The 18298-nt window shown below is 43.7% G+C and carries 18 protein-coding genes and 1 pseudogene; 17 read left to right on the top strand and 2 right to left on the bottom strand.

Annotation, left to right across the window (positions count from 1 at the left end):
* Positions 1–65: 65 nt before the first annotated feature.
* Positions 66–1703: an ABC-F family ATP-binding cassette domain-containing protein gene (locus H8716_RS10540; protein WP_249308780.1), complete on the bottom strand. Its 1638-nt coding sequence runs from the start codon at positions 1701–1703 to the stop codon at positions 66–68.
* Between the two features lie 180 nt (positions 1704–1883).
* On the opposite strand from H8716_RS10540, the gene H8716_RS10535 reads away from it, so the two are divergent.
* The 9 genes and pseudogenes from H8716_RS10535 to H8716_RS10495 all read left to right on the top strand — a co-directional run bounded on the left by H8716_RS10535 (position 1884) and on the right by H8716_RS10495 (position 9067).
* Complete coding sequence (locus H8716_RS10535; protein ID WP_249308776.1) at positions 1884–2921, top strand: LCP family protein; 1038 nt, start codon at positions 1884–1886, stop codon at positions 2919–2921.
* 166 nt (positions 2922–3087) lie between these two features.
* The gene (locus H8716_RS10530; protein WP_249308774.1) at positions 3088–3327 is read left to right on the top strand and encodes a helix-turn-helix domain-containing protein; all 240 of its coding nucleotides are present in this window, start codon (positions 3088–3090) and stop codon (positions 3325–3327) included.
* 101 nt (positions 3328–3428) lie between these two features.
* Positions 3429–3932, top strand: a complete 504-nt coding sequence (locus H8716_RS10525; protein ID WP_249308768.1) for a Gx transporter family protein — start codon at positions 3429–3431, stop codon at positions 3930–3932.
* A gap of 131 nt (positions 3933–4063) precedes the next feature.
* The gene (gene rsxC / locus H8716_RS10520) at positions 4064–5389 is read left to right on the top strand and encodes an electron transport complex subunit RsxC (RefSeq protein ID WP_249308766.1); all 1326 of its coding nucleotides are present in this window, start codon (positions 4064–4066) and stop codon (positions 5387–5389) included.
* An 11-nt stretch (positions 5390–5400) separates the two neighbouring features.
* Positions 5401–6324: pseudogene (locus H8716_RS17880) on the top strand (RnfABCDGE type electron transport complex subunit D); the annotation flags it as partial.
* Between the two features lie 3 nt (positions 6325–6327).
* Positions 6328–6963 carry an RnfABCDGE type electron transport complex subunit G gene (locus tag H8716_RS17875; RefSeq protein ID WP_283243108.1) on the top strand — a complete coding sequence of 212 codons (636 nt, stop codon included), beginning with the start codon at positions 6328–6330 and terminating at the stop codon, positions 6961–6963.
* Positions 6964–6977: 14 nt separating this feature from the next.
* Positions 6978–7661 carry an electron transport complex subunit RsxE gene (gene rsxE / locus H8716_RS10505; RefSeq protein WP_249308762.1) on the top strand — a complete coding sequence of 228 codons (684 nt, stop codon included), beginning with the start codon at positions 6978–6980 and terminating at the stop codon, positions 7659–7661.
* Between the two features lie 11 nt (positions 7662–7672).
* Complete coding sequence (locus H8716_RS10500) at positions 7673–8248, top strand: electron transport complex protein RnfA (RefSeq protein WP_249308759.1); 576 nt, start codon at positions 7673–7675, stop codon at positions 8246–8248.
* A gap of 12 nt (positions 8249–8260) precedes the next feature.
* Entirely contained in the window at positions 8261–9067 is an 807-nt protein-coding gene (locus H8716_RS10495; RefSeq protein WP_249308755.1) for an RnfABCDGE type electron transport complex subunit B, read from the top strand.
* Positions 9068–9103: 36 nt separating this feature from the next.
* Here the strand turns inward: H8716_RS10495 and H8716_RS10490 are convergent, their stop codons facing one another.
* Positions 9104–10396, bottom strand: coding sequence for an HlyC/CorC family transporter (locus tag H8716_RS10490; protein ID WP_249308753.1), 1293 nt, complete (start codon positions 10394–10396; stop codon positions 9104–9106).
* 135 nt (positions 10397–10531) lie between these two features.
* On the opposite strand from H8716_RS10490, the gene H8716_RS10485 reads away from it, so the two are divergent.
* The 8 genes from H8716_RS10485 (at position 10532) to H8716_RS10450 (ending at position 18298) form a co-directional block, all read left to right on the top strand.
* A complete protein-coding gene (locus H8716_RS10485) occupies positions 10532–10891 on the top strand; it encodes a TIGR04086 family membrane protein (protein WP_249308752.1) in 360 nt (119 codons plus the stop codon).
* Positions 10892–11071: 180 nt separating this feature from the next.
* Positions 11072–12484 (top strand): transcription termination factor Rho, encoded by a 1413-nt coding sequence (gene rho, locus H8716_RS10480; RefSeq protein WP_249308751.1) that lies wholly within the window; start codon positions 11072–11074, stop codon positions 12482–12484.
* A gap of 196 nt (positions 12485–12680) precedes the next feature.
* Positions 12681–12884, top strand: coding sequence for a 50S ribosomal protein L31 (rpmE, locus tag H8716_RS10475; protein ID WP_249308750.1), 204 nt, complete (start codon positions 12681–12683; stop codon positions 12882–12884).
* A 66-nt stretch (positions 12885–12950) separates the two neighbouring features.
* On the top strand, positions 12951–14003 hold the full coding sequence (locus H8716_RS10470) for a DUF1385 domain-containing protein (RefSeq protein ID WP_249308868.1): 1053 nt from the start codon (positions 12951–12953) through the stop codon (positions 14001–14003).
* A complete protein-coding gene (gene prmC, locus H8716_RS10465; RefSeq protein ID WP_249308749.1) occupies positions 14000–14836 on the top strand; it encodes a peptide chain release factor N(5)-glutamine methyltransferase in 837 nt (278 codons plus the stop codon). Before H8716_RS10470 ends, prmC begins: the two co-directional genes overlap by 4 nt.
* A gap of 9 nt (positions 14837–14845) precedes the next feature.
* Complete coding sequence (prfA, locus tag H8716_RS10460) at positions 14846–15919, top strand: peptide chain release factor 1 (protein ID WP_249308747.1); 1074 nt, start codon at positions 14846–14848, stop codon at positions 15917–15919.
* A gap of 31 nt (positions 15920–15950) precedes the next feature.
* Positions 15951–17297: a phosphoglucosamine mutase gene (gene glmM / locus H8716_RS10455; protein ID WP_249308745.1), complete on the top strand. Its 1347-nt coding sequence runs from the start codon at positions 15951–15953 to the stop codon at positions 17295–17297.
* A 104-nt stretch (positions 17298–17401) separates the two neighbouring features.
* The gene (locus tag H8716_RS10450; protein ID WP_249308743.1) at positions 17402–18298 is read left to right on the top strand and encodes a DUF2156 domain-containing protein; all 897 of its coding nucleotides are present in this window, start codon (positions 17402–17404) and stop codon (positions 18296–18298) included.

Genomic DNA, 18298 nt, shown 5'->3' with positions numbered 1-18298 from the left:
CAAAAAATGAGATCCATCCTATAGAGGAAGATCTCATTTTTTGCTTTTAGATGTATCAAAAAATCTTAGTTATCATCTTCAGAAGTATCGGCTGTATATACCTGACGTTTTCTTGCCATTTCATCACTTGCCAGATATTCATCGTAAGTGGTGATCTTGTCGATCATGGAACCGTTTGGCAGGATCTCCATGATACGGTTGGCAGTGGTCTGAACGATCTGGTGGTCACGAGATGTGAAGATAATCACACCAGGGAACTTGATCATACCGTTGTTTAATGCGGTGATGGATTCCATATCCAGGTGGTTGGTAGGCTCATCAAAGAGCAGGACGTTTGCGCCGCTGATCATCATCTTGGAGAGGAGGCAGCGTACCTTTTCACCACCGGAGAGTACTTTCACCTTTTTCACACCGTCATCGCCGGCGAAGAGCATACGTCCCAGGAAACCACGTACATAAGTAGCATCTTTGATCTCAGAATACTGGGTCAGCCAGTCTACAATGATCAGATCATTATCGAATTCTTTGGTGTAATCCTTCGGGAAGTAGGACTGGCTTGTAGTAACACCCCATTTGTAGCTTCCTGAATCCGGTTCCATCTCACCGGACAGGATCTGAAGAAGAACGGTCTTGGCAAGCTCATTACCACCTACCAGAGCGATCTTGTCATCATGGCCAACAGTAAAGGTCAGGTTATCCAGAACTTTTACACCATCAATTGTCTTTGTCAGTCCTTCCACAGCAAGAACCTCATTACCGATCTCACGGTTTGGACGGAAATCAATATATGGGTATTTACGGCTGGATGGCTTGATCGTATCCAGCTCGATTTTCTCCAGCGCACGTTTTCTGGAAGTAGCCTGTTTGGATTTGGAAGCATTGGCACTGAATCGGGAAATAAATTCCTGCAGTTCCTTGATCTTTTCTTCCTTCTTCTTGTTGGCTTCTTTCATCTGTTTAATCATCAGCTGACTGGACTCATACCAGAAGTCGTAGTTGCCGGCGTAGAGCTGAATCTTGCCATAGTCGATATCAGCGGTATGGGTACATACCTTATTCAGGAAGTAACGGTCATGGGATACCACGATAACGGTATTGTTAAAGTTAATCAGGAATTCTTCCAGCCATTCGATAGCAGCCAGATCCAGGTGGTTGGTCGGCTCGTCCAGAAGCAGAATATCAGGATTACCGAACAGGGCTCTGGCCAGCAGAACCTTGACTTTTTCACTACCGCTTAAGTCTTTCATGATAGAGTAATGAAGTTCTGTATCAATCCCCAGACCATTTAAGAGCTGGGCCGCATCAGATTCAGCTTCCCATCCGTTCATCTCTGCAAATTCGCCTTCCAGTTCGCTGGCACGGATTCCGTCCTCATCGGAAAAATCCGGTTTGGCATAGATGGCTTCTTTTTCTTTCATGATATCATACAGTCTCTGGTTCCCCATAATGACAGTATCCAGAACCGGATATTCATCATATTTGAAATGGTTCTGTTCCAGAACGGAAAGACGCTGTCCCGGTGTAATCACAATATCACCGTTGGTAGTGTCCAGTTCGCCGGACAGAATTTTTAAAAATGTGGACTTGCCGGCACCGTTGGCACCGATCAGACCATAACAGTTGCCTTCGGTAAATTTGATATTCACATCTTCGAATAATGCTTTTTTACCAATACGCAGTGTCACATTATTTGCACTGATCATAAAATTCTCCTTAACCTATAATAACTATCCAATAAGTCTCATAGTGTATTGTAACTGATAATTTGAAAAATGCAAGTGTTTATTGAGGAAATAAAGCAGATATGCTATACTGATAATATTATGTACCTGCGTCTGACGCAGGTATTTTACCATCAGTTCATTATATGGGAAAGGGTGCATATGAGCAAAAAGAAGAAAAGAAAGAAAAAAAGATTGCGCTGGATCAAGTTCCTGTTTGAGATACTGGTGCTGACGATACTGGCACTTGTATTGTTTCTTGCATACAAATACACGCAGATTACGAAGACAACCATACAGGAAGATCAACTTGTGGTAAATACAGATATACCGGAAGATGAATGGAATCGGATGAAGAATTATACAACACTGGCATTGTTTGGGGTAGATTCACGTATAGGTGCGCTGGAATCAGGGGCGAACAGTGATACCATTATGGTTTGCAGTATTAATAATGAAACAAAAGAAGTACATCTGGCATCTGTATACAGAGATACCTATCTGGATACCACAGACGGTGAATATCGTAAGTGTACAGAAGTATATTCCATCGGCGGGGCACAGCAGTCTATCAGTATGCTGAATAAGAACCTGGATCTGAACATTACAGACTATGTGACGGTGAATTTTCAGGCACTGGTGGAACTGGTAGATATGTTCGGAGGTGTAGACATTACCCTGTCAGAAGGGGAAGTAGTCTGGTTGAACGGATATCTTGTGGAAGAAAGAGAAGTCCTGGAACAGGAATGTGAGGATGTACCGGGACCAGGAATGCAGCATTTGAATGGTATGCAGGCACTGGCGTACAGCCGTATCCGATATATCGGTCTGGACTATGAGAGAACAGAGCGACAGCGAACCGTGCTGGAACAGGTGATGAAGAAAGCGCAGGATTGCGATCTTATTCAGTTAAATGAAATGATCGACACGATTCTGCCAATGGTTTCCACCAGCTTATCTATTACAGATATGGCAAAGCTGGTAACAGGAATTGGAAAATATACCATGGATGAGACTGTGGGATTTCCATTTGATAAGAAGACAATGGATATCAACAACAGTGACTGCGTGGTGGCAGTAGATCTGGCAGAAAATGTCAGACAGCTTCATTCCTACTTATATGGAAGTAAAGACTATATACCGTCAGAAGCTGTGCAGGAGATCAGCGGTGAGATTAGGTCTGTAACAGGCATTGAGTAAGAATAGAAGTAACGATTCAGAATTCACTGCCCCGCGAAGAGCATGGATTTTGTATCTATAAATGCAAAGAAAAGATACGGCTGGGAAAAAAGAGAAATAGTCGATATATGACTAAAAACATGGGCGAAAATATGACTGCTCTATAATTGGTACAGGAGGCAGTCATATGAGAAAGTACCAAAGAATAAGGAATCTGCGGGAAGATAAAGACATGAATCAGACGCAGATGGCGGAGAAGCTGAATATCAATCAGCGCACGTACAGCAGATATGAAAATGCGGACAGTATGATGCCACTGGACATTTTAGTACAGATTGCAGATTTTCATAATGTAAGTGTGGATTATCTGTTGGAGAGAACGGATGTCCCGAAGCGCTATCCGAGACGGAAAGCAGAGCAGGGATAAAAGCAGCAGAGTTGCCCTATAGTAAAAATTATGTTACGATTGCAGCGTGGTCAAAATGACCACGCTGTTTTGTATAATAAATTGTAAAAAGGAGCAAATACATGAAAAAGAAAAAAACTCCAGCACAGAAAGCTGCACTGTATGGAGTGCTGGTGGCACTTGCCATGATACTAAGTTATATAGAAGTTCTGATTCCTTTGCCGGTTGGTATACCGGGAGTCAAACCGGGACTTGCCAATCTGGTAGTATTTTTTGCACTGTATTCTATGAGCGCAGGAGAAGCATTTCTGATTTCTATGGTAAGAATTATTCTGGTCAGTATCACATTTGGAAATGGATCTGCTTTTCTGTACAGTATGGCAGGAGGAATTTTAAGCTTTCTGGTCATGTGGATTTGCCAGAAAAAGGAGTTTCTGGTGCCGACAGGGGTCAGTATAGCCGGTGGGATTGCACATAATGTAGGACAATTATTGATGGCATCTGTCATTTTGGAAAATGGAGCGGTATTTACGTATATGCCGGTGTTGTTGACCGCAGGGTGCATAACTGGCGGGATTATCGGTATAATTGGGGGACAGATTCGAAGCAGAATCATCAAAAGTTGACAAAAAGGTATCAATATATGACAAAAAATTAACCAGTCACAAAAAATAAATTGTTGAAAACGACGACAAAAGAGATTATTATATTACCAGAGAGCTTTTAAACAGCTAAAAAGATAAGGAGAATGGAAAGCATGAAACTACCAACATTCAAGGGCGGTGTCCATCCAGATGATGGCAAGAAGCTCACAAAAGACTGTCCGGTTCAGACTTATCTCCCGAAGGGAGAACTGGTATATCCGCTTTCACAGGGTATCGGTGCCCCATCTAAGCCAATTGTCAAAAAGAACGATACAGTTCTTATGGGCCAGACGATAGCGGAAGCAGGTGGATTCGTATCAGCGAATATTGTAAGTTCTGTTTCGGGAAAAGTAAAGGCCATTGAGCCGAGACTGACAGTATCAGGTGCAAAAGTACCGTCTATTATTGTGGAGAACGACGGAAACTACACCCCTGTGGAAGGTATGGGACAGTACCGTGATTACACCAAGATGTCCAAGACCGAGATTATTGATGCAGTAAAGGCTGCCGGTATCGTAGGTTTGGGAGGTGCAGGATTTCCGACACATGTCAAGCTGATGCCGAAGGATCCGGATGCCATTGATTACATTATTGTAAACGGTGCAGAGTGCGAACCGTACCTGACCAGTGACTACCGTATGATGCTGGAATGTCCACAGCATATCGTCAGCGGTCTGAAGGTTATGCTTCAGCTTTTTGACAATGCCAAAGGTGTCATTGCAGTAGAAGCGAACAAGCCAACCGGAATTAAGAATCTGGAAGAACTGGTGAAGAATGAGGACCGCATCGAAGTACGTACATTGCAGACCAAGTATCCACAAGGTGCAGAACGTAACCTGATTTATGCGGTGACAGGAAGAAAGATCAATTCCACCAAGCTTCCGGCAGACGCAGGATGTATTGTAGATAATGTGGATACGGTAATTGCAATCCATATGGCTGTCTGTGAGACCACACCATTGATGCGCAGAATCTTTACTGTGACAGGAAATGGTGTCAATCAGCCGGGTAACTACAATGTGAAGATCGGAACTTCCTATGCGGAACTTGTGGAGGCATCCGGTGGATTAAAGGACGGAGTGAAGAAAGTGATCTCTGGTGGTCCTATGATGGGAATGGCATTATCAACCATTGATGTTCCGGTTATGAAGACCTCATCTGCACTGACCTGTTTCATGGAAGATGAAGTAGAGAAGTATGAAGAAAGTGCATGTATCCGTTGTGGCAAATGCGCTCAGGTCTGTCCGTCTCATGTTATTCCACAGAAGCTGATGGAAGCAGCACAGCATTATGACATGGAACGTTTTACTGCCCTGAATGGTATGGAATGCTGTGAATGCGGATGCTGCACATTTATCTGCCCGGCCAAGCGCCCTCTGACACAGGCATTTAAGCAGATGCGTCAGGCTGTAGCGGCGGAAAGAAGAAAGAAGAAATAGGAGGAAGAATTGTGAACGGTTTTTTTAATGTGTCTTCCTCACCGCATGTCCGCAGTGGAGAGACGACAAGAAGTATTATGTTAGATGTGGCGCTTGCTCTGATTCCGGCATCCGCATTTGGAGTATATCATTTTGGAATCCATGCACTTCTGGTATTGCTTGTTTCCGTAGCAGTAGCAATTGTATCAGAATATGCATTTCAGAAAATTACAGGCCAGAAGGTAACCATTACAGATGGAAGTGCTCTGGTGACAGGTCTTCTGATCGGTATGAACATGCCACCTGAGATCCCGTTATGGGTTCCGGCGCTTGGCAGTATCTTTGCTATTATTTTTGTAAAACAGTTTTTCGGCGGAATTGGCCAGAACTTCATGAACCCGGCACTGGGAGCAAGATGTTTCCTGCTGATTTCCTTTACCTCGCTTATGAGTGATTTCACAGTAGATGGTGTGTCAGGTGCGACACCGCTGGTAGAACTTTCCTCAGAAGGCAGCACCAGTCTGATGAATGCCTTCCTTGGCTTTACCCACGGAACCATCGGAGAAGTATCTGCACTGGCACTGTTAATCGGTGGTGCTTATCTGCTGATCAGAAAGGTCATTACCTGGGAGATTCCGGTACTGTATGTAGTATCTTTTGCAGTATTTGAGTTCATTTTTGGCGGTCATGGCTTTTCACCTGTATTCGTGGCATCTGAGATCTGTTCCGGTGGTCTTCTTCTTGGAGCAATCTTTATGGCAACTGACTATGTGACCAGCCCGATAACAGAAAAAGGAAAAGTATTATACGCAGTCCTGCTTGGTGTACTGACCGGTATTTTCCGTACATATGGTGCTTCCGCAGAAGGAGTATCCTATGCAATCATCATCAGTAACCTCCTGGTTCCACTGATTGAGAGAGTCACTATGCCGACTGCATTCGGTTACGAGAGTAATGCAATGAATAAAGAAGGATCAGGTGTTTCTATTAAGACATACAAGCCTGCTATTTCTCTTCTGGTAATTACCCTGGTTGCAGGTCTTGCTCTTGGAGCAGCTTATGAGATGACAAAGGGACCGATCCAGAAGGCAGAAGAAGCAGCAGCAATTGCAGCTTATGTATCTGTTTGTCCGGACGCGGCAGATTTCCAGGAATCTGATGATCTGGAGACAAAAGCAGAGGAACTGATGACTTCTGACAGTGATATTTCCAATGGTACTTATGGCAACATCGTATTTGAAAGCGTATATCAGGGTGTAGATGCATCCGGAAATGCAGCAGGTTATGTTGTAAACGTAACATCCAAAGATGGATTTGGCGGAGACATTACCATTACCGTTGGTGTTTCTGAAGACAAGAAAGTAACCGGAATGGAATTCCTGACCATCAATGAAACGGCAGGTCTTGGTATGAACGCACAGAATCCAGAGTTTATGGATCAGTTTATTGGCAAAGAAGGTTCCTTTAATCTTGTAAAAGACGGAGCTTCCGGAGACAATGATATACAGGCACTCAGTGGTGCTACCATTACTTCCACCGCTGTAACAAATGCAATGAATGCAGCACTGTACTTAATTGGCAGTGCCGCAGAGTAAAGGAGGTGCGAGTGATGAATTCATATAAAGAGCGAATTTTAAACGGTATCATTAAAGAAAATCCGACATTTATCCTCGTACTGGGTATGTGTCCGACACTGGCGGTTACCACGTCAGTAAAGAACGGTCTGGGAATGGGATTGTCTACCATGGCAGTTCTGATCCTGTCCAACTTGTTGATTTCAGCATTGAGAAATGTGATCCCGGATAAAGTAAGAATTCCGGCATATATTGTTGTTATTGCAACGCTGGTAACGGTAGTACAGCTGCTTCTTCAGGCATTTATTCCATCCTTGTATGAGTCACTGGGATTGTATATTCCGCTGATCGTAGTAAACTGTATCATTCTGGGACGTGCCGAAGCGTATGCTTCCAAAGCCACTCCGATTCTGGCAGCCTGCGACGGTATTGGTATGGGGCTTGGATTTACCATTGCCCTGACTCTGATTGCTTTATTCCGTGAGCTGATCGGTGCAGGAACCATCTTTGGTTTCCAGGTAATGCCATCTGCTTATCAGCCGATTGCGATCTTCGTAAGAGCACCGGGAGCCTTTATCGTACTTGGTACACTGATTGCGATCCTGAACGGACTGAATATCAAGAATGCAGCCAATAAGAAAGTAGAAGGATGCGACGGAGACTGCTGCGGCTGTGGCTCATCCTGCGCAGACAGAAAAGAAGAAAGTAAGGAAAGCTAGGAGGAAGAGACATGTCAGAAATGATTTTGGTATTAGTTGGCGCAGCATTGGTAAATAACGTCGTGCTTAGCCAGTTCTACGGTCTTTGTCCGTTCCTTGGAGTTTCCAAGCAGGTAAAGACCGCAGCAAGTATGGGACTTGCAGTTATCTTTGTTATTACCATTGCGTCAGCAGTGGCAAGCCTGATTTACAGTCTGGTACTGGTTCCGTTCAATCTGGAATACCTGCAGACTATTGTATTTATTTTGGTTATTGCCGGTCTGGTACAGTTTGTAGAGATGTTCTTAAAGAAATCCAGCCCGGCACTGTACAATGCACTGGGTGTGTACCTGCCACTGATCACAACGAACTGTGCGGTTCTGGGTGTTGCCCTGACAAATGTACAGAAAGAATATGATTTTGTAACCAGCGTAGTGAATGGTATCGGTACATCTGTAGGATTTACCATTGCGATCGTAATCATGGCAGGTATCCGTGAGAGAAATGCGGATAACACCATCATCAAACCATTACAGGGAATGCCGATTGTATTGTTTACGGCAGCGCTGATGGCAATAGCTTTTAATGGTTTTGCAGGTCTGATCTAAGGAGGAAGGAAAATGAGTAGTATTACAGCAATTATCCTGGCTGCTCTTGTTGTCGGGGTAGTAGGTATTATCGTTGGATTTCTCCTGGTGACAGCCGGTGAAAAATTCAAGGTAGAAGTAGATGAAAAAGAAGTGGCAATCCGTGCAGAACTGCCAGGTAACAACTGTGGAGGCTGTGGCTTCCCAGGCTGTGACGGGCTGGCAGCTGCAATTGCGAAGGGCGAAGCACCGGCGAATCAGTGTCCGGTGGGCGGAGCGCCTGTAGCAGCAAAAATCAGTGCCATCCTTGGTGTTGAAGTATCAGTTGCAGAGAAGCAGGTGGCATTTGTAAAATGTGCAGGTGACTGTGATTCTGCACAGGAAAAATGCAACTATTTCGGAATCAAAGACTGTCGTACAGCAGCAGTGGTTCCGGGAAGAGGAACGAAGAAATGTACCCACGGATGTATGGGGTTTGGTTCCTGTGTATCAGCCTGTCAGTTTGATGCGATCCATGTAGTAAATGGTGTGGCGAAAGTAGACAGATCCAAATGTGTGGGCTGTGGTGCCTGTGCAAAGGTATGTCCGAACGGACTGATCTGCCTGATTCCAGACAGCTCTGTATATGTGGTACAGTGTAGCTCCCAGGAAAAAGGAAAGGCAGTAAAAGAAGCCTGCAGCGCAGGATGTCTTGGTTGTACAGCCTGTGTGAAACAGTGTGAACACGAAGCTATTACCATGGAAGGTAATGTAGCAGTGATAGATCAGAGCAAGTGTGTGAAATGTGGAAAATGTGCAGAGAAGTGTCCTGCAAAAGTTATCCGCATGAGAGAGCTTTAATTAAGAAGTGTGAGTAAAAGAAAGAGAGCGGATCCATCAGGATTCGCTCTCTTTGCGTATCACATTTTTGGGTAAGTACATATGTACTTTATCGATACGGTTCTTATCCATTTTATCTACCACCAGCCGGATGCCTGAAGCAGTTGTGATACCTTCATGAAGTTCAGGCAGGTGATCAAGCTGTTCAATAATATATCCGCCAATAGAATCATAGTCTTCTGATTCCAGCGCAAGATCCAGATCATCTAGATGCAGCGCATCATTGATATCATCCAGCTTCATGGATCCTTCAATCAGATATTCATGATCAGAAATCTCTTTGATCAGATCAGCTTCATCATTATCGTACTCATCACGGATCTCTCCGACGATCTCTTCCAGAAGGTCTTCCAGAGTAATCAGTCCCACGGTAGCACCGTATTCATCCAGAACAATCGTGAAATTAATGGAGTCTTTTCGCATCTCATCCAGAAGTTCCGCGGTGTTCTTAAATTCATAAGTGAAATAAGGTTCGCGGATATGTTCTCTTAGGGAAAAATCTGAAGTGCCGCAAAGCAGCAGATCTTTAATATTCAAAACACCAATTACATTATCGTTACTTCCCTCATATACAGGATATCTGGTGAACTTTTCCTGACGGTAAATCTCCAGAAGCTCCTGAAAGGAAGCATTGATATCAATAGCAACCATATCTACACGGGGCACCATGATATCTTTTGCCTGTGTGTCATCCAGATCAAATACATTATAGATCATCTGTTTTTCATCCTGTTCAATCTCGCCGTCTTCATGGCTTACGTTGACATAGGTACGAAGCTCATTTTCAGTAATGACATCGTTACGCTTATTCGGGTCAATATGAAACAGTTTTAAAAACAGATGAGACAGTGCGTTCGTTATAAAGATAAAAGGCGTCATCACTGTCATCAGTGCATAGATCACACCGGCATAGGCAAGTGCAAGTTTTTCTGAATAGGCAGCAGCCAGAGTTTTCGGAGAAATCTCTCCGAATATCAGAATAACCAAAGTCAGGATACCAGTACAGATACTCACGCCGATACTGTTAAAAATATGAAGGGCGAGTGTAGTGGTCAGGGAAGAGGCAAACAGATTGACGATATTATTGCCAATCAGGATTGCTCCCAGCATTTTACCGGGGTTCTCAATCACCTTCAACAGGGTGGATGCCCTGCGGTTGCCTTCCTCAGCAAGTGTCATAATCTTAATTTTGTTTACCGTAGTAAGTGCAGTCTCTGCAGATGAAAAAAAGGCAGAGAGCAGAATCAATACAATGATTACACCAACTATGGCGGGGTCACTGGAATTCAATTCATCATCTCCAATCGTATAATATTCTTATCCGACATCATAACCTATTTCTGATAAAAATTCAATAAGAAGAAACATATATTAAAAAGAACGGCATATATATTATCATAAAAAATTAGAAAAGAGGAATAAGGTATGAAAGTACGGACAGAACTCAGGATTATAATAAAATCCCTGCTGCTGGCATATGCGATTACCGGCGGCGCTCTTTTACTGGTAGCATTTCTGCTGTTTCAGATGGAACCGGAAGAAAGCATGGTTCTGGCTGGAATACAGGTAATTTATGTGCTGGGAAGTTTTGTCTGTGGATTTGTGGCAGGCAAAGGAATAAGAAAAAAGAGGTTGTTATGGGGAATGGCAGCAGGTGTGTGCTATTATCTGTTTCTCTTACTGGCGTCAGTATGTTCCGGTGGAATTCAGTCTGGACCGGGGCAGCTTTTGATGACTTTTGCCCTGTGTCTGGGTGGTGGAATGCTGGGGGGAATCCTGTCCTGAAAATGGAGCGGGTCTTGCAATTTTAAAAAAAATATGTTATATTATGTCCATTCATGTATCTGATTAATTTCAAGTCAATTCGACAGGAACCCATGATAGACACAAAATCGAAGATTAGAAGGCAAAATCACAGCAAGGCATAGATAAGCTGAGACAGAAAGTAGAAAGGACAAAACTGAAATGACAAGAGAACAGTATGAATCTCTTCCTGCTGCTGAATTGAAAAAAATTGCAAAATCAAGAGGATTAAGAGTAAGCAGCGGAATGCGCAAAGGAGAAGTAGTAGAGCTGATGCTGGAGGAAGACCAAAAGGAAGCTCAGAAAGAAGTTATAGAAGAAAAAGCGGCGCCAAAAGAAAGAACAGAGGAAAAACAGTCTGACAGAGTGGCAGAGAGAGCAACACATCAGGACGTACAGACAGAGAAAAATGCAGAGGACAAGCCTGCACTGGATATGAGCCAGCTGGATAGTGGAATCCGCGTAAGTGGAATTCTGGAAGTCCTGCCTGATGGATATGGATTTATCAGAAGTAATCACTATTTGCCAGGAGAAAATGATGTCTATGTTTCACCATCGCAGATTCGCAAGTTTGGACTGAAGACTGGTGACATTATTGAAGGAAATACCCGTGTGAAGACTGTACAGGAGAAGTTCAGTGCACTGCTATATCTGACAGGTATCAATGGAATGCAGCCATCCGAAGCGGTAAAACGTTACAATTTTGAAGACATGACGCCTATTTTTCCGAATCAGCGTCTTCGCGTAGAACGTGGCAGTAAAGAAGTGTCCATGCGTATTGTGGATTTGATTTCCCCAATTGGTAAAGGACAGCGAGGCATGATCGTATCTCCACCGAAAGCAGGTAAGACAACACTTCTGAAAAGCATAGCCCAGTCACTTCTGGAGCATGATCCGGATCTGCATCTGATCGTGCTTCTGATTGATGAACGTCCTGAAGAAGTAACAGATATCAAAGAAGCAATTCTGGGAACAAATGTGGAAGTGGTATATTCTACTTTTGATGAACAGGCAGAGCATCATAAGCGTGTTTCAGAGATGGTAATTGAACGTGCCAAGAGACTGGTAGAACATCAGAATGACGTAGTGATTCTTCTGGACAGTATCACCAGACTGGCAAGAGCTTACAACCTGGTTGTTCCGCCAAGCGGACGTACCCTTTCCGGAGGTCTGGATCCGGCAGCACTTCATATGCCGAAGAGATTCTTTGGAGCAGCGCGTAATATGAGAGAGGGCGGCAGTCTTACCATTCTGGCGACAGCGCTTGTAGATACCGGAAGTAAGATGGATGATGTGGTTTATGAAGAGTTCAAGGGAACCGGTAACATGGAACTGGTTCTTGACCGTAAGCTCTCAGAAAAAAGAGTATTTCCTGCTATCGATATTCCGAAGTCAGGTACCAGAAGAGAAGACCTGCTTCTTGATCCGGAAGAACAGGAAGCAGTCTATATCATGCGAAAAGCATTAAACGGCATGAAGTCAGATGAAGCAGTAGAAAATATCCTGAATATGTTTGTGAGAACGAAGGATAATAAGGAATTTGTACAGCTGATAAAAAAACAAAAATATATTTAAAGTGGTATTGCAAATGTGAGAACGATATGATATAATTCATTCGTTCTTGGCATAAGTATGCCATAAGTTTAACTGTAGGGACTTACAGGGATAGCCCGGGATATCTTGTTGTGGAAACATTAGGAGCAGCATTGGCCGGGAAGGATTGGGAGTATCCCATAGGCAGTTCACAAATATTATATAAGAGGTGAAAGACATGAGAGAAGGAATCCATCCTGAGTATTATCAGGCAACTGTAACTTGCAACTGTGGCAATACATTCGTAACAGGATCTACAAAGAAAGAGATCCACGTAGAAATCTGTTCCAAATGCCACTCATTCTATACAGGTCAGCAGAAATCCGCTGCTGCACGTGGACGTATTGATAAGTTCAATAAGAAATACGGTATTAAAGCATAATAAGAAGCGTAAGGTAAGGTTGAGGTTGGAAAATCTCAACCTTTTTGCTAGGAGGAAAAAATGGGCGTGAAGGGTTCGGGAATCGGCGGCCAGGCTGTCATGGAAGGTGTTATGATGAAGAATGGAGACCGTTATGCGGTAGCTGTTCGCAAGCCGGATAAAGAGATTATTGTGAAGACAGCAGAGTCACCGGGCTTTATAAAAGGAAAAAAGTTTTTGGGACTGCCATTTATCAGAGGTGTATTTAACTTTGTGGATTCTCTGGTTCTTGGCATGAAGACACTCACGTATTCAGCCGGCTTCTTTGATGATGAAGAAGAGGAAGAGCCGGAAAAAGAAACGTCTAAATTCGAAAAAAGGATTGATGATTTTCTGGGAACCAAGAAGGGCATGGATATTCTACTGGGATTTACCGTAGCATTTTCCATGGTACTGGCGATTGCAGTATTTATGATCCTGCCATATCTGCTGTCTCTTTTATTAAGAAGAGTGACAGATTCCACATCACTGATTTCTGCCTTCGAAGGTGCCCTGAAGATTGCAATTTTCATGGGATACATCACACTGATCTCAAGAATGAAGGACATACAGAGAGTATTTATGTATCATGGCGCAGAGCACAAATGCATTAACTGCATTGAGCATGGCATGGAACTGAACGTGGAGAATGTAATGAAGAGTTCCAGAGAGCATAAACGCTGCGGAACCAGTTTCCTGCTGATTGTTATGGTAGTCAGTATCATTCTGCATATGTTTATCCGTGTAGACTCCAGAGTACTGGGATTTGGAATTCGTATTCTGCTGCTTCCGGTAGTAGCAGGTATTTCCTATGAATTTATCCGTCTGGCTGGAACCAGCGAAAATAAGTTTGTAGCACTGCTCAGTAAGCCTGGAATGGCACTGCAGCACATGACAACCAGAGAGCCGAGCCCGGATATGGTGGAAGTTGCAATTGCTTCTGTAGAGGCAGTGTTTGACTGGAAGAAGTTCCTGAATGAGAATTTTGAAACGAATTACGAGATCGTAGAGAAGGAATATGTAGTCGGAGAAACTATCGTCCCTGGAACAGAAAAGAAAACTGCAGACAGCACCTGTCAGGGTGACGGAGTGACAGCATGACCTGGCAGGAAGTATTAAAGACAGGAACCGCAAGGCTTAAAGCATGTGGCATCGAAGAAGCCGGACAGGATGCCTGGATTCTTCTGGAAGAATATGGACAGATAGACCGGGCACATTATTTCCTTGAACAGACAGAGGAGATGCCGGGAGAACTCAAGGCACAGTATGAACAGGCCATTGAAAAAAGAGCACAGCGGATTCCGGTTCAACAGATTATCGGACGACAGGAATTCTGCGGACTGAATTTTTGTGTAAATGAACATGTCCTGATTCCGAGACAGGATACGGAATGTCTTGTGGAGGAAGTACTGAGGAAGATAAAACCAGGGAACTTCGTTCTGGATGTGTGCACAGGTTCAGGGTGCATTATTATCAGCATCCAGAAACTGATGAAGGATCGTTGCCACTGTTTTGCAACAGATATTTCAGAAGAAGCACTGAAAGTGGCACGCAAAAATGCTGAACAATTGAATGCAGATGTAACATTCTGGAAGGGAGATCTGTTTGAATCTGTCGATGGAAGATTTGACTGTATTGTTTCCAACCCGCCTTATATTGAGAGTGAAGTGATACAGGGACTGGAGCCGGAAGTACGGGAACATGAGCCGATACTGGCACTGGACGGAAAAGAAGACGGACTGTTTTTTTACCGTAAGATTGTGAAAGAAGCAAAGAATTATCTGCAGCCGGGGGGCTGGCTGCTGTTTGAGATCGGATATCTGCAGGGCAGTGCGGTAACCAGCCTGTTGGAGGAGTGTGGATATCAGAATATAACTGTGAAAAAAGACCTGGCAGGTCTGGACCGGATCGTGCTGGCAAGTCTGAAAAAATAAGGAGGAACTATGTTTGATAAACTGGAGGATCTGCTGATCCGTTTTGAAGAAGTATTAAATGAACTGAACGAACCGACAGTTGCCAATAATCAGGCTCGTTTTCAGAAGCTGATGAAAGAACAGAGTGATCTGCAGCCGATCGTGGATGCTTACAAAGAATACAAAGACTGTAAACAGACAGTAGAAGATTCAGTAGCAATGCTGGAAGAAGAAAACGACGAAGAAATGCGTGAGATGTTAAAAGAAGAACTGTCTGATGCCAAGAAGCGAATCGAAGAACTGGAAAGAGAACTGAAGATTCTGCTTCTGCCAAAGGACCCGAACGATGATAAGAACGTTATCGTGGAGATCCGCGCAGGTGCAGGCGGGGATGAGGCAGCATTGTTTGCAGCAGAGATGTATCGTCTGTATGTGAAATATGCAGAAAAGAACCGCTGGAAAGTGGAACTGATGAACTGTGATGAGATCGGTATCGGCGGTATGAAGGAAGTCAATTTCATGATTACCGGAAAGGGTGCTTACTCCAAATTAAAATATGAGAGTGGTGTTCACCGTGTACAGCGAGTTCCGGAGACAGAATCCGGCGGAAGAATTCATACTTCTACCATCACGGTAGCTGTGATGCCGGAAGTGGAAGAAGTGGATGTTGTCATTGATGAGAAGGATATCCGTATCGACGTTATGCGTGCATCCGGAAACGGTGGACAGTGTGTCAATACAACAGACTCTGCAGTCCGACTGACCCATTATCCTACCGGTATTGTAGTATACAGCCAGACGGAGAAATCCCAGCTTCAAAATAAGGCAAAAGCATTTGCTCTGTTACGTGCGAAGCTGTATGATATTGAGCAGCAGAAGGCACATGATGCAGAGGCTGAACTGAGAAGAAGCCAGATCGGTACAGGTGACCGTTCTGAGAAGATCCGTACTTACAACTTTCCACAGGGACGTGTAACAGATCACAGAATCAAGCTGACACTGTACAAACTGGATTCCATTATGAATGGAGATATTGATGAACTGATTGACAGTCTGATTGCGGCAGATCAGGCAGCAAAGCTTGCCAACTTAAATGAGGAATAGAAATAAAACTCAGATCTAAGGAGTGAATACAATGGGAAAATATTTTGGAACAGATGGTTTTCGTGGAGAAGCAAATGTAAATCTGACAGTAGAACATGCATTTAAAGTGGGAAGATTCCTGGGATGGTATTTCGGAAGAAATCACAAGGCCAATATCGTTATCGGAAAAGATACGAGAAGAAGCAGTTATATGTTTGAATATTCTTTGGTAGCGGGACTGACTGCATCAGGAGCAGATGCCTATCTGCTGCATGTAACCACCACACCAAGTGTTTCTTATGTAGTACGAACCGAAGATTTTGATTGTGGTATTATGATTTCTGCAAGCCATAATCCATTCTATGACAATGGTATTAAGATTATCAATGGTCATGGACACAAGATGGAAGCCAGCGTAGAAGAACTGATTGAGAAATACATCGACGGTGAGACAGAAGAACTGCCTTTGGCAACCAGAGAGAATGTAGGTCGTACCGTTGATTATGTGGCAGGAAGAAACCGTTATATCGGTTATCTGATTTCTCTGGCAACCAGATCTTTCAAGCGCTATCGCATCGGACTGGACTGTGCTAACGGAAGTGCATCTTCCATTGCCAAGAGTGTATTTGATGCGCTGGGTGCCAAGACTTATGTGATTAATAATGAGCCGGATGGAACCAATATCAATACGAACTGTGGTTCTACCCATATTGAAGTTCTCCAGCAGATGGTGAGAGATAAGAAGCTGGATGTGGGATTTGCCTACGATGGAGATGCTGACCGCTGTATCGCAGTAGACGAAAACGGAGAAGTGGTAAACGGAGACCTGATTCTTTATGTATGCGGAAAGTATTTAAAAGAAAATGGCCGTCTGAAAAACGACACAGTTGTTACGACTGTTATGTCTAATCTGGGACTGTATAAGGCATTTGACCGTGCAGGAATTGAGTATGAAAAGACAGCAGTCGGGGATAAATATGTATATGAAAATATGATGAAGAACGGACACTGCCTGGGCGGGGAACAGTCCGGACACATCATTTTCAGTAAGCATGCCACAACCGGAGACGGAATCCTCACTTCTCTGATGATTATGGAAGTACTGACAGAGAAGAAGATGTCTCTGGCAGCCCTGACAAAAGAAGTGAAGATCTATCCACAGCTTCTGAAGAATGTCAGAGTGGCAGATAAGCAGGAAGCACGTGAGAATCAGGCAGTTGTGGAAGCAATCCAGTCTGTGGAAAAGGAACTGGGTGATGAAGGCCGCATTCTGGTAAGAGAGAGTGGAACTGAACCGGTCATTCGTGTTATGGTGGAAGCGTCCGAGGAAGCACTGTGCGAAAAATATGTAGATCAGGTAATTGATGTGATGACAAGACAGGGACTGGTAGTAGAGTAGCCCCTGCCTTATAAGGATGTGGAAAGGGATGGATGCGTTTGGGAAGACAGTCCATCCTTTTCGATTTATCAAAAATGAACAGAGATGAGGTAACAAGCAGAAATATGAATACAGAATTTAAGAGACCGGAGCTGGAAGACCGGGATACCATTATGCATTATTTTTCTCTGCAGAAGAGCAGAGGATGCGAATGTACGTTTTCCTGCGTCTATCTCTGGGCGCGATTTTATCATGTTGAGTATGCCATTATGGAGGATATGATGGTGTTCAAATGTGGAGAAGAGGATCCGTTTTTCGATTTTCCATACGGTGAAGAAAAGAATGTGAAGGCAGCGATAGAGGCAATCCGGACATATTGTGAAAAAGAAAATATAGAGTTTTGTCTGGGACAGGTTACTCCGGAACAGTTTACGATTCTGGAACGGCTCTATCCGGATACATTTGAGATCTTTTATGATCGTAACATTGCAGATTATGTTTATGAGAGAGAAAAGCTTGCCAATCTCTCCGGAAAAAAGTATCATGGAAAAAAGAACCATGTGAACAAGTTTCAGAAGACTTATCCGGACTGGAGTTATGAAAGCATCAACGATGAGAATGTGGAAGACTGCTTCCAGATGGCATTAAAATGGCGTAATACCAACGATGTGGATGAGGATGATGAAAAACATGCGGAAATGGCTGTTTCCATGAATTCGCTGCGGTTGTATAAAGAACTTGGACTTCGGGGAGGACTTCTCCGGGTAAATGGAGAGGTAGTAGCTTTTTCATTAGGTGAACCGGTGTGTGACGATACCATAGTTGTGCATATTGAAAAAGCATGTACAGATATTGAAGGAGCATATTCCATGATCAATCAGCAGTTTGTCATTCATGAGACAGAAGGCTTCACCTACATTAACAGAGAAGATGATGTGGGAGAAGAGGGACTTCGCAAGGCAAAGCTGTCCTATCACCCAGTGTTTATGGTAGAAAAGGGAACAGTCCGGTATAAGAGGTAA

Source organism: Jingyaoa shaoxingensis (assembly GCF_014385005.1).
GTDB lineage: Bacteria > Bacillota > Clostridia > Lachnospirales > Lachnospiraceae > Marvinbryantia > Marvinbryantia shaoxingensis.
The sequence above is the reverse complement of the archived record's forward strand: the minus strand, read 5'-3'. Positions and strand labels throughout refer to the sequence as shown.